This is a genomic window from uncultured Microscilla sp. (assembly GCF_947493425.1).
Lineage (GTDB): Bacteria > Bacteroidota > Bacteroidia > Cytophagales > Microscillaceae > Microscilla.
Map to the genome: position 1 here is coordinate 21794 of NZ_CANLRP010000003.1, position 13177 is coordinate 34970.

Below are 13177 nucleotides of genomic sequence, written 5' to 3' on the forward strand. Positions count from 1 at the left end.
CCAAGCACTTAAAAATAGATTAAAATGTATAGGAACCAACACCTGCTATTAAGGTTAATCATACTATTGAACCTCATCCCATTGATCACCTTAGCCCAGCAATCGCCTGGTAGGTTGGCTGCCAAGACAACTGGGGCAACCACCAAACAAATGGTCTTAAAGGTAAACAACTATGCCAGGTTTGTACAAGATATGCAAGCTTACAAAGCTGTTATAAGCATTATAGACTACAATAAAGCAACTCAAACTGTGACTGTAGAAGCCAGCCCTCAGGTTTTCAAAAAGTACATTCAGTCTAATCGTCAGGTACACTCTTTTAAGGAAATACCCTCAAGTATAGCACGCACCAAAAGTATACAAAAGGAACATAATTTCACTGTCAACCAAATCAATCGTTTGCAAAATGAATTTCCAGCCTTGACAGGCGAAGGAATGTTGGTGTCGTTGCACGAGCCATTGTTTAATACCAACGACATAGACCTGCGGGGAAGGTTTGTATCTAAGGGCACAGCAGCAGTATATGATTTTGCCAAGGCAGACCACCCCACCAATATGGCTACTTTTATTGCGGGGGCGGGTAACTCATCGTCAAGGGGCAAAGGAGTAGCCTGGAAGACCAACCTGACCTCATCGAACAATGCGGATACCTTGCCCGAAAGCGACGCTTATTATCAAAATGCGGGCATTGTAGCACAAAACCATTCTTATGGGCTGAAGGGGCAGGTAAACAACGTGTATGATGGTAAAGCCCGTGCTTTTGACCTAAGTGCCAACAACAATGATCAGTTGTTACACGTGGTATCGTCGGGCAATGATGGAACAATAGGCCCTACTGAAGGCAACTACAAAGGAGTGGTGGGGTATGCTAACTTATCAGGGAGTTTTAAGATGGCAAAAAATATTTTACACGTGGGGGCTATATCTGCCAATAAACAACTTTTACCTTTTAGCTCTAAAGGACCCGCTTATGATGGCAGGATAAAGCCAGAGTTGGTGGCCTATGGAGGAGACGGCGGAGATTTTAGCGGAACATCTAATGCTGCGGCTATTACTACAGGAATGGTTACTTTGCTACAGCAAGCCTATCAACAGCAAAAGGGGCAGTATCCTTCGGCAACGTTGCTCAGGGCAGTGCTTATAAACAGTGCAGAAGATGTAGCCACTACAGGGGTAGACTTTAAGACTGGCTACGGAAATATAAACGTATACAGGGCACACCAAAACCTAATTGCAGAACAATATGTAACTGGTACTGCTACCCAAGGCAATACCGCAAGTTTTGATATTAATGTACCTGCCAATGCTACTCATCTAAAAATAACCTTGGTTTGGAATGATCCGGCGGCAACGGTCAACGCCAGTAAAGCTCTGGTAAATGACCTGGATTTAAGCGTGACCCAAGCCGCCAACACTTGGTTGCCTTGGGTGCTCAAAACCACCGCAGATACCAATGTATTGGCTCTGCCTGCTACTCGTGGCGAAGACCACCTGAACACCATAGAACAGGTAACTGTAGAAAATCCTGTGGCGGGTACTTATACCATTCGGGTAAAGGGGCACAACCTGGCAGTGGGCAATCAAGATTTTTATGTGGCTTACCAGTGGGAGGAGAAAGATAAATTTGTCTGGACTTTTCCTACAGCCAGCGATCATATGCACGACCAAAGCGAAAGGATTGATTATTTTAGGTGGGAGTCTACCTTTGCGGCTGGACAAACGGGAAAACTTGAACTAAGCCTGGACAACGGACAAACCTGGGAGGTGATAGCCGCGAATGTAGACCTTAGTGAGGGGGCTTACCGGTGGGAAGAGGCAAAAGATACCTTTGCATTGGCAATGGCACGTATGACAATCAACACGCAAGCATTTGCCACCGAAACTTTTACTTTGTCTAAACCTTTGGAGGTATCAGTAGGGTTTAATTGTGGCGACTCGGTCATGATTCAATGGAAAAAGGTGCCTAGCATTCAATCTTATACTGTATACGCTCCTGGTGCCAGGTTTTTGAGAAAACTGACCGAAACCACCGATACTATTTTTATTTTTTATAAAAGCCAGTTGGCAGATACATCGTTTACTGTTGTGCCTAATTTTAACGCCAACAAAAGCGGTATTCAAGCCATAGGTTATGACTATCGTAACAAAGTAGCCTGTTATATCGAGAGCTTTTTTGCTCAATCAAAGGTAGATACAGGCATTGTGTTGAACCTTACCCTTGCCACCACTTATGGAGTAAAATCAATCGTATATGAAAGAAAAAACGGAAACGTGTATGAAGCAATAGCTACAGTGATGCCTGGCAGCACAACCAAATTGACCCAAACCGACTCTACCCCTTTTCCGCGTTTAAACTCTTACCGTGCTCGTATACTGTTTAATAATGGACAGGAGATTTTGACAGAAGTAGCGCAAATACATTACCTGGATAAAGAACAGTTTATCTTTTTCCCGAATCCAGTTACCCGCGATCAGCCTTTGAATATATTTAGTAAAAACTTTCAGGATCAACGCATTTATTTCAAGCTGTACAATGCCCAGGGCAAAGTGGTATACAGTGACGCCTACAGTTCCGATCGTTTTTCGGTAGACCTTTCTAAATACCCTTCAGGCTTGTATTATTACAGAATTACTACAGAAGGTGCACAAAAAACCGGAAAGCTTATATTGGAGTGATGGTTAGTAAGTTTTTCTAAATAACCCCTAAAGCGCGTATATGCTTAGTATCGCGCTTTTTTTACGTCGATACTACTTCAGTTTTGCCCATAAATTTGTAAATTATAGTATTCACACCATCCAATCAAAACAATGTTTATGGTTACGAACAAACACTTTCAAAGAACAAAAGTAAGGATACGTCAATTTACTTTTATATTTATTGGCTTTCTACTCTATGCCTGTAGTGGCAATACTCCAGGCGACAAACTACTAAAGGCGGCTACCAGTGGAGATATAGAGGCAATGAAAAAATGCTTGGATCAAGGGGCAGACATCAACTATCAAAGCCCAGGTATATTGTCATTGGAGCAAACCCCCTTGATGAAAGCGGCTAAAAATGGGCACTTAAATGCCGTAAAGTTTTTGATAGAAAAAGGCGCCAACATTAGCAAAGGCAATAGCGGCAAAGAAAACCCTATTACACTTGCTGCCAAGAAAAACCACTCTGAAGTAGTACTCTATTTGATAGCAAAAGGCGAAAAGGTAAATTATAGAGAAACCAACTATGGCATGACAGCCTTGCACCATGCAGCACTTAATGGCAATCTGGAGCTGATAAAAAAGTTGATGGCAAAAGGGGCTGATATGAAAATTCGAAACAAAGAAGAAGAAACTCCTTTTGCGGTAGCAGTATTTTATAAAAACCTTGGAGTTGCCAAGTATTTTTTGAGTAAAGGAGCCAACCCTAACCAGTTGGGGCGATACAAAAAGCCTGTCATCATGCATGCAGCCTCCACCGCTCGGCGCGACCGCCACAGGCTGCCTCCAGACGTAGAAGCGATGGTCAACCTGTTGCTTGCTTCAGGTGCAGACATCAACCAACAAGACATGGTAGGTAATACAGCATTAATTATGGCGGCCACCAAGGGTAGGGTAGGAGTGATGGATTTTTTGATAAAAAAAGGAGCAGATCAAAGCATTACCAACAATCAGGGGGCTACGGCACGTTCGGTGTTTAGGTCAAGGGTGAAGAAGTAGTGGTTTTTATGTAAGAATTTGATTTTCAGTAAATTAACCTTTGTTTTGCTTGTGTATTGCCATCATTTTAGCTATATTTACTTGATCTTTTTACGGTAAAAAGATAGCCCAAGAGGTCTAAGTTTGGAGACTTCCCTCAAGGGCTTTTAGCTAAATTAAAATAATTTAACAATGCAAGTTAAGGAATTAAAATTGAGTAGTCAATCACAGGTATTGGCAGATGTAAATGTTGAGTTGTTCGAGAAGGGGTTTCAAACCAGGTTAGAGGCCTTTGCTTTAGACGCTGACGATTCGCTTGATTATTACCAAAGTCAAAACTTAGAAGCCCTGGAAGCTTTTCTGGAGTTAGCCGCCTACAAGGTGCAGCATTTACGCAATGAGCTTGGGCTCATCAAAGCACTCAAAGCCCAATAAACCAAAACCCCCACTCAAAATATTGAATGGGGGTTTTACTTTTGTTGCTGACTGCTTCTGGTTTATGGTAAACCTAAAGAATTACACTACGTCTCGTCGTTTGGCATCCCAAAAGCCCATGAGCCAAATAGCCATGCCCCAGCCTAAACCTAGCCATACTTCTTGAGTAAACACTGTGACTGAAGTGACTTTGCGTGGATCGCCGCCTACGTTCTGACCAGGCAAGGCATAAGGTATGTAATTTATCCAGTCAAAAAAACCATCGATGATTTCTACGGAAACCAAAGCAATGATGCCAATGCCAACAGACAAGGCAAAGTTACGGTACCTAAACGTAATCCATTGGTGAATGCTCCAGATGCCCAAGGTAGAGATAAACGCCTTCATGAGTAACTTTATACTATGTGTAAACTCCATAGGGTAGTCACCCATCTTTAAGTCAGGGTGCATGGCGTTCAATAACATGCCTGATAAAGGTTGCATCAACGAAAATACAAGCATAGCAAACAGCAATGCCCCTATACTAAACAGACTCTTGTGAAAATATACCGCCCAACGGGGTTGTGCTATAGCATATAAATGTTTCCAGGAGTTACTTTTGTGTTCAATATTGTTGAGTAGGCTATTGATGATGGCCACAAACAAGATGATAAAAACACCCGTAAGCAGGCTAAAATTAATATTATAGATGGCTATCCAAGGGTTCATGCCTTTACGAATGATTCGCCCTGTGTCCGATTCTTCATGGATAATAAGTACCACCAGTATATTAAGTGCCAGCGGACAAAGCAACAGTAGCCAATAGACTATAGTGCGGTGAGTTTTGAGGTATTCGGCTCGTAAGCCTCTTAGAAGATAATTCATGGTTTTAATATTTTTAAGCCTTTACTTTGCGTCGTTGTACTTCCCAAAAACTAATTACCCAGACAACCGATCCAGAAATAATACTAAGCAACACTGGATGAGTAAACAGCGTGTGCATGTTTTTGGCATCTATTACACTTACTATGGGCAAGGCATACAAAAAGTACTGGACATGCTTCCAGCCCTGTAGCATCAATCCTGCACTTACTACCCCCAGCAGTGCTACCCCTATGTTGAGCCCAAAGTTGCTAAAGCGACGTGCCAGCCAATTGTGTAATACCCAAATAGAAAAAGAAGCTAAAAATATTTTGAGCGCCATCAATAAATTGAAAGCAATCATGGGGTTGTAATCCATAAAGTTCATGTGGGGCTTGATCAACGAAATAATATAGCCCGACAAAAAAATGTAGAGAGCAAAAATCAGCACCGTGGTAAAGTTGATCAACAAGCTAAATATATTTTTGCTTAACTCTATGCTCCAGCCTGGTATGGGTAGTGTATAAAGATGTTTCCACGTATTGTGGCGATGTTCGCGGGCGTAAATCATTCCATTGACCATTGCTATATATAATGGCAAAAAGAATATGCCAAGTACACGGTAGTGTACCATAATCCATACCTCCCAGGGGTTTTTACCTTTAGCCACAGCGTTTGCCACCAATTTGCTGGTGCCCATGCTCATTCCTAAAAACAACAAAAATGCAATGGCAAAAGGGCAAAGAATCATGAGCCAGTACACCAAGGTGCCCCGGTATTTGATAAATTCGGCTTTGAGCTCTCTTATTAAATGTAGCATACTATCGAGGGTTTTGGGTAATGTCCATGAATAAATCTTCCAGCGATGACTCCTGCGGAGAAAGTTGGTATACTTCAAGCCCAGCCTTGAGCAAGCTACTGTTCACCTGATGAATGACCGCGTGTTCGTGGGCTTCTATCTTAAGCGTACCATTTTGCCGCCCTATGATTGGTATATGCTGATCGGTCAATATTTTGGCTGCTTTGTCGCTGTCGTTTACCTCTAGCAGGGTCGAAGGTTTTTGTTGCTCGCGTAGCTCGCCAATGCTGCCCTCAAAATGCAATTTTCCTTGGTGAATAATGCCCACATGCGTGGCCACTTTCTCTACTTCGCTCAGCAGGTGGCTCGACACAAATATGGTTTTCTGAAACTCTTGGTTTAGCCTGATAATCAACTCTCTGATTTCTTTGATTCCATTGGGGTCAAGCCCGTTGGTAGGTTCATCTAAAATGAGCAAATCAGGATCGTTTAAAAAACTAAGCGCCAACCCCAGGCGTTGCTTCATGCCCAGCGAGTATTGCTTTACCCTACGATGAGCGTCATTACTCAAACCTACAATCTCAAGTACTTCATCTATTCTTTTTTTGTCAATATTACCAATAAGTGTACGGGTAATCTCCAGGTTTTTGCGTCCGCTTAAGTGTGGGTATAACGAAGGCATTTCGACCAAAGCCCCAATTTTGCGTAAAATCTCTACCCGGTGGTTGTTCAAGTCTTGGTTAAACAGGGATACCTTACCTTTGGTGGTTTTGATCAAGCCAAGTAAAATTCTGATGGTGGTAGTTTTACCAGCTCCATTGGGACCTAAAAAACCATAAATGCTGGCCTGGGGAACCTTTAGGCTCAGATTGTGCAGCACTTTAAACTTACCAAAGCTAAAGTCCAGTTGGTGGGTTTCTATAATATTTTCTTGCATAAATTTATCAATCGGTTATATGAATATTAATTAATCGTTATCACACAGTACTATGTAATACAATGTATTAGTAGCAAAGGTAGTAGTTTTCTTACAAGTCAAAAGTAAAAACTGAAAAGTATTTGTGAAGGGTGCTATGCCTCCGGTAGGTACTTGGGGATTAGTCGGTAAAATTATTCATTTAGTCTATGCTTTACCCTTTCAAGTATATTTCAATAGGACATTAGTCAAGTTTTTAGTTATTTGTAGATATATAATAGTGTTGGTGACACAACACCCTTTTTTATTTGAACAACATTGAAAACATTTAAAGTAAAAAATGCGGGTAAAACCGCTAATATTACCCTTCACTTACTCTTTTGGGGTGTGCTCATTATTTTGTTGCTATTTCGCGACTATCAGTACTACGACCGATTTAAGAGCTATAGCATGGGGTATATGTTGTTGGGTTCGTTTACCCACCTGGCAGTGGTCATGACTATGTTTTATGTCAACTATAAGTATATAGTTGCCCGCCACTTCAGAGCGCGCAGGTTCAAAAAATTTGCCTTTTATATTTTTTTACTTTGGATGGTTGGCATTGCATGCCTTGTGGTAGACAGCTACTTGTGGTATGCAGGTTTGAATTTTACCATGGGTGATAAACACCGCCCCTGGACCACCAAGGTATGGACTAACCGTATTATTGGTGCCACATTTATTAGTTTTTTTTACCTCTGGTCGAGCACCCAAATTCGCATTATGATAGATTGGTTTCGCAGCGCCGAAGTACAAAAAGAGCTGGAAAATCAACGCCTCAAGGCAGAGTTGTCTATGCTCAAACTACAGGTAAGCCCCCATTTTTTGTTCAATACCCTCAATAATATCTACGCCCTTGCCTTTCAGCAACGCCCTCAGGCACCCGAAGCCATTCTTAAACTGTCAGACATTATGCGATATATGTTGTATGAAGCCAACGCCGAAAAAGTATCTTTGCAAAAAGAGATTACCTACATCCAAAACTTCATAGACCTTAACAAGCTACGTCTGCGCCATACCGAAGTTCACTTTAACCTTTGTGGCGATTATATAGGCAAGCAAATCGCCCCAATGCTGCTGTTGCCACTGGTAGAAAACGCTTTTAAATACGGTGTAAGTGCCAAAGACCCTTCAGTGATTGATATTGACTTGAAAGTGGCAGATAACCAATTGATTTTTAGTACCCAAAACCAAATCTTCCAGCAAAACAGGGTAAAACGCCCCGAAGAAGGAGGAATAGGCTTAAGTAATACCCGCAAGCGTCTTGAATTTATGTATCCGGGGCAGTATGAGTTTGACACGGTGGCTGATAATGGGGCATACCATACTTTATTGAAAGTACATTTGTAGAGGAGAGAGGAGTGTATTCTGTTGCTAATCGTGCCAAATACCATATTGTGTTATATTGTTCCCTGCTAGAGTTTAAAACCCAAAATAGTAATGTCATCGCGTTGTTCAGCACCTTTTTGATATGTTTCTAGTGTATGCTCCAGCACCTCTTTTTGATCGGAAAGAGACAAGTGGATGTTACTTTCAATGAGCTTAAACAAGCGACGACTACTAAAAGACTCACGTGCGCGATTAGGCGTGTCGGCAAAACCATCGGAAGTGAGGTAAAGCTGCTCCCCTTTGGCAAGAACTACTTCATTTTCTTTAAACGGGCGAGGGGCGTAGTGAGAGAAATATCCCCCAATAAACTGTTTATCGCTCTTTACTTTTATCAATTTGTCCCCTTGAGTATAATACAATGGTCGACGCGACCCTGCATAAGTCACCTTAAAGCAAGTACAAGTTTCTTCGTTTTCCTCTATATCGGTTATTTTGCAGAGAATAATGTCCATGCCTGCTTGGTTTTTGGTGACTTCTTGCCGCAAAGAAGCCGTGAGCATAGTATTGAGTTCTTCCAGCATCAAAGCAGGGGTACCTATCTTTTTATTGACTATTTCGTTGAGCAAGGCGTAGCCCAACATAGACATTAACGATCCCGCTACCCCGTGTCCTGTGCAATCGGCTACAGCCATATAGCGCACCTTACCTATTTGATACATCCAATAAAAATCACCCGAAACAATGTCTTTAGGCAAGTACAACAAAAAATACTCACCCAATATGTCTTGCATCCTCTTGTCAAAAGGCAATATGGCCGATTGAATCAACTTTGCTGCCCTTATACTATTGGTTACTTGCTGGTTACGCAGTGTCAGCATTTCGGTTTTGGTGAGGAGTTTTTCGCGGCTACGTACCAGTAAACGGTTAACTTCATTGATTTTTGTCGATTGTTGCCCCATGAGTTTTCGTGCTTTTCGGTCTTTGCGACTACTGCGGTAAAGCACAAAAGCCAGTAAGAGCATTAGCCCCAACCCAATGATAGTACTATAAGAAATAATTTTATGTCGACGAATAGTCGCCTTTTTTAAGTCCAGGTCTTTTTCGAGCAACACCCTCTCTTTTCTTTCAGTGACCATTTCAAACTGTTGCTGTAGTGCCGCTATTTGTACACTCGCATTTACACTCATCAAACTGTCGCGGAGCCTGGTATATAACAAATGATATTCAAGCGCTTCTTTGTGTTTTCTTTGTTTGGTAGCCAGCACATACAAACTTTCGTAAGTTTCTATAATACGCATATTTGCTCCAGCATCCTGAGCTATTTTTAGCGCCCTGTCGTACAAGGCCTTTGCTTCGGTAAGTTGTCCCTTTTCTGCCAGTAAGTCGCCCATATTGTCCAAAGTAGCCGCTTTCATGTGTTTTGTCTCAGCTTCTTTCTGGTTGATAACGAGCGATTTTTCGTACCATTTCAGCGCTTCTGCATACTTTTTCATTCTGGCAAACACCAGCCCCATATTATTGTAAGAAGCCACCAACCCTTTGGTGAGTTGAAGTTCTTCTCTGTGTTGTATAGAATTGCCAAAATACTGCAAGGCTTTGTCATAGTCTTTGGTATAAAAATACGCTACTCCAATGTTGTTATAAGCCAGGGCAATCTCTTCTTTGAAGCCAAATTTTTCGGCCAGGTCGAGTGCCAGGTCAGAGTATTGATGAGTTTTCGACGTATTTAGTTGTCGGCGATACAACAGGGCAATGTAGTTGTAGGTATGGGTGATGCCCAGCCAGTTATTCAATTGTTGATAAATGCTCAATTGTTTGAGGAAATGATCCAGTGCTCGCTCGTGCACTGTTTGTGCCATCAATGCTTGCCCCATTAGCCCATGGGCTTTAGCTTGTGCCTGAAGGTCCTTTTTTTGATAAGCAATGCGCAACGCACGGTGGGCGAGGTGCTTGGTTTGGTCAGGGCTACTATCCAGCAAGTGTTGCCCTTGGGCAAGCAATTGCTCTATGTTTAATGGAGAGGTTTTGAGGGTAGTGGTAGTATCTTGGGCGCATAACACAGCAGTTCCTGCCAAAAGCCATAGCATAATGGTTAAAAACCTGAAGTATTGCCTGGTGTCCATATATATTGTTGGATAGGTAAAAGATACATGTCAGCGCAACAAACGTCTGCACAGTTGTTTTGAGTATTTAATATAACCATTCTTACGAAGAATCATAGGTACTATGCCACTAAAAAACCATTTAATAAATTTTCAGGCTTATCAAATGGTTTTTCAAAATGCTACGCTGCTTATTTTAGATTTTATTTATCTACCACCAGGCGTTTATCACGGTTGGCTACTTTCCACGCAGTATGAAAAACCAATCGGGTAATTTTTTCCATCTTAGGAAAATGAATTTTGTCTACAGTATCAGTAGGGCGGTGGTAGTCGGCATGGGTACCGTTGAAATAAAAAATTACAGGAATACGGTTTTTGGCAAAGTTGTAATGGTCTGAGCGGTAATAAAAACGATTGGGGTCGTTTTTATCATTGTAGGTGTAGTCTAGTTTCAGGCGGGTGTATGTTTTGTTAGCAGCTTCGCTCAGCTGATGCAGTTCAGTAGATAGCTTATCGGCTCCTATCAAATAAATATAGTCAGGGTCGGTTCTGTAGCGGGTATCAATACGCCCTATCATGTCAATGTTTAGATTGGCTACCGTATTTTTTAGCGGAAATACTGGGTCTACATCAGTATAAAACTGAGAACCATACAAGCCTATTTCTTCGCCTGCCACCGTAATAAACAAAATACTGCGACGTGGGCCTTTTCCTGCCTGCTTTGCTTTGGTAAATGCTTCGGCAAGCTCCATTACAGCCACCGTGCCCGAACCATCGTCATCGGCTCCATTGTTTACCTTGCCATTACTACCCATGCCTATATGGTCATAATGCGCCGAAATTACCAATATTTCATCTTTCTTATCAGTACCTTCCAGCAAACCCAATACATTCTCCGACTTGAGCGTTATTTTTTGTTGTTGCGTAGCTTTGGCCGTGATTGTTTTGCCCGATGTACCTATAGGTAGCTTTTTGCCAATCAAGGTTGCTTTGTCGGTGTTGAGCAAAGCAGTGGCCAAAGCAGGCGATACGTAAAACACCATTTTGCCAGTTTCATTGGGTTTACTCAAGTGAGGACCCACCCAACGTTTGATATAGTAGGCGTTGAAGTTTACCAACTCCTTAAAACCGACTTGAGTATTGGCACGTAATACAAACAATGCTTTTGCCCCTAATTTGAGCGCTACCTCTCCCTTTTTCATAGCCTCTGCATGGTTTTTAGCAAAAAACACCACTCCTTTACCTGGCACATTGGCTTGTTTCATTTCTTGAGCCGTGCCCTCACCAGCATACACTGCCTGGCAGGTAAGCGGTTTTTTTTGGGTTGATGTACCTATGGCAAACACATCTCGTAAAAACTGGTATTTTTTACCGTTGGCTTCTACTGACACATCTTTCCATTTGGTACTTTTCATAGCAAACTTTTGGAAGTAACTCATCCCGGCAGATGTTTTTACTGGAGCTTGTAACCCTAGTTTTTTAAAATGGCTGGCAATGTATTTGGCAGCTTTTTTCTGCCCACGGGTTCCAGTACGTCGCCCTTCCATGCTATCAGCAGCCACTATGTGCAAATGCCGCGATAAGTCTTCTTGAGTAATGGTTTGGGCAAATTTTATTGCCGAGACATCTTTTTGTGCCCATCCAGCGGCTGAAAGCCCCCCCAGCACCATCATTATTATTAGTTTTCTCATCATAGTTTGTCTTTAGTTGCGAAGCAATTACTTGGTTATTAACGCATACATTGCGTACTGTGGTTAACCAAAAGCCTTGATAAAATTACTTTATCCCATTACTGCTTATAAACGCTCAAACAACGCTTCTATTTTGGCGCATTGTGTGGTGTGGGAGTAGTTTTCTTTGGCACGTTTTCGCCCAATCTCAATGAGTTGTTCACGTAATTGATTGTCATGATAGATTTTTTTCAACGCTTCTGCCATTGCTTGTTCGTTTTCAGGGGGAATCAGAATACCCGCTTTGCCATAATCGAGCAGTTCGGTAGTACCGCCAGCATCTGTACCAATCACGGGCAAGCCCGACGCCATCGCCTCTACCGTTACCATGCCAAAAGGTTCAGAACGCGAAGCCATGACAAACACATCTAATGCCGCAAAAGCCTTAGGAGCATCCTCTACAAATGGTCTAAAGTGAATCAAATCCATCAAATGTCGTTCTACTGCCATTTTTTCAAGGTAACGCAAATGTCCCTTCTCACCGCCTACTGTTTCGGCACCTATACACAAACCATATATGTGCAAGTCTTGGTGCTCTAGTATCTCTACGGCTTTTATCAGGTATTCTTGTCCTTTTTCTTTGTCTATACGCCCAATAATACCTGCGACAAAAGCATTGGGTGGAATCTTAAATGCCTTGCGTGACTCTTCCCGGTGTTTCATTGCATCGGCAAAACGGTCTACCTCTATGGTAAGCGGTATTACGTGTACTTTTTGTTCTGCAATACCTGTGTTCTGTAGCAATTGTTTTTTGAGCAAATCAAGCGGTACTATCCAGGCATCCAGGCGTTTATAAAAATACCTGTGATACAAATCACGTTTGCGGTGTTTCATCTGCATTTGCTGCAAATACACTGCTTTGAGGGGTTGTTTTGAGTAGCTTTTGCTCATAATGCCTATATAAAAATGCTCGTAGTGTCCTATAAGCAAAGTAGGTATTTGTGCCTTGTCGAGCAAACGTGCCAAACGTCGGGCTGCCCCAAATTTGAAATGTTTGCCTTTACATACATAATGGTGCGTTGCTACACCTGCTTCTTTGGCTTTGTTGGAAATAGTAGAGCCATCACGGCAAAAAATACTGATTTGATGCCCCCGTTCAGTAAGCCATTTTGCCAAATTTAAAATATTGATCTCTAACCCTCCCCAGGCATCAGAACTACATAAAATCCCTGTTTTTATCATATCTTTTCCCCTTGTTCAGTACAGCAAATTAGAGCGCAAAATTATATGAAATCATAAAAAAAGATGGTTACTTTGTCGTTTTATTTTCATATTTCTTAAGCCTGTAGCTAAGGCTATCAGAAAACAAGATTGT

General features: G+C 42.0%; 10 protein-coding genes. 4 read left to right on the forward strand and 6 right to left on the reverse strand.

What is annotated here, in order from left to right; genetic code table 11:
* Nucleotides 1-24: 24 nt before the first annotated feature.
* The 3 genes from Q0954_RS01605 to Q0954_RS01615 all read left to right on the forward strand — a co-directional run bounded on the left by Q0954_RS01605 (nt 25) and on the right by Q0954_RS01615 (nt 4107).
* Nucleotides 25-2673, forward strand: a complete 2649-nt coding sequence (locus tag Q0954_RS01605; RefSeq protein ID WP_299452743.1) for a S8 family serine peptidase — start codon at nt 25-27, stop codon at nt 2671-2673.
* A gap of 132 nt (nt 2674-2805) precedes the next feature.
* Complete coding sequence (locus Q0954_RS01610; protein WP_299452745.1) at nt 2806-3693, forward strand: ankyrin repeat domain-containing protein; 888 nt, start codon at nt 2806-2808, stop codon at nt 3691-3693.
* 171 nt (nt 3694-3864) lie between these two features.
* Nucleotides 3865-4107 (forward strand): hypothetical protein, encoded by a 243-nt coding sequence (locus tag Q0954_RS01615; protein WP_299452747.1) that lies wholly within the window; start codon nt 3865-3867, stop codon nt 4105-4107.
* An 81-nt stretch (nt 4108-4188) separates the two neighbouring features.
* Here Q0954_RS01615 and Q0954_RS01620 read toward each other — a convergent pair whose 3' ends face one another.
* Genes Q0954_RS01620 through Q0954_RS01630 form a run of 3 tightly spaced genes read right to left on the reverse strand, consistent with a single transcriptional unit; the run spans nt 4189 to nt 6683 of the window.
* Nucleotides 4189-4971 carry an ABC transporter permease gene (locus tag Q0954_RS01620; RefSeq protein ID WP_299452750.1) on the reverse strand — a complete coding sequence of 261 codons (783 nt, stop codon included), beginning with the start codon at nt 4969-4971 and terminating at the stop codon, nt 4189-4191.
* 13 nt (nt 4972-4984) lie between these two features.
* The gene (locus Q0954_RS01625; RefSeq protein ID WP_299452754.1) at nt 4985-5767 is read right to left on the reverse strand and encodes an ABC transporter permease; all 783 of its coding nucleotides are present in this window, start codon (nt 5765-5767) and stop codon (nt 4985-4987) included.
* Nucleotide 5768: 1 nt separating this feature from the next.
* On the reverse strand, nt 5769-6683 hold the full coding sequence (locus Q0954_RS01630) for an ATP-binding cassette domain-containing protein (protein ID WP_299452757.1): 915 nt from the start codon (nt 6681-6683) through the stop codon (nt 5769-5771).
* Between the two features lie 297 nt (nt 6684-6980).
* Here Q0954_RS01630 and Q0954_RS01635 point away from each other — a divergent pair, with 297 nt between their 5' ends.
* Nucleotides 6981-8051: a sensor histidine kinase gene (locus tag Q0954_RS01635; RefSeq protein ID WP_299452760.1), complete on the forward strand. Its 1071-nt coding sequence runs from the start codon at nt 6981-6983 to the stop codon at nt 8049-8051.
* Nucleotides 8052-8116: 65 nt separating this feature from the next.
* On the opposite strand, the gene Q0954_RS01640 is transcribed toward Q0954_RS01635, so the two are convergent.
* From Q0954_RS01640 to Q0954_RS01650, 3 genes are all read right to left on the reverse strand, one after another.
* Entirely contained in the window at nt 8117-10153 is a 2037-nt protein-coding gene (locus Q0954_RS01640) for a tetratricopeptide repeat protein (protein ID WP_299452763.1), read from the reverse strand.
* 182 nt (nt 10154-10335) lie between these two features.
* Nucleotides 10336-11826, reverse strand: coding sequence for a M28 family peptidase (locus Q0954_RS01645; protein ID WP_299452766.1), 1491 nt, complete (start codon nt 11824-11826; stop codon nt 10336-10338).
* Between the two features lie 102 nt (nt 11827-11928).
* Entirely contained in the window at nt 11929-13044 is a 1116-nt protein-coding gene (locus Q0954_RS01650; RefSeq protein ID WP_299452769.1) for a glycosyltransferase family 4 protein, read from the reverse strand.
* Nucleotides 13045-13177 lie beyond the last annotated feature (133 nt).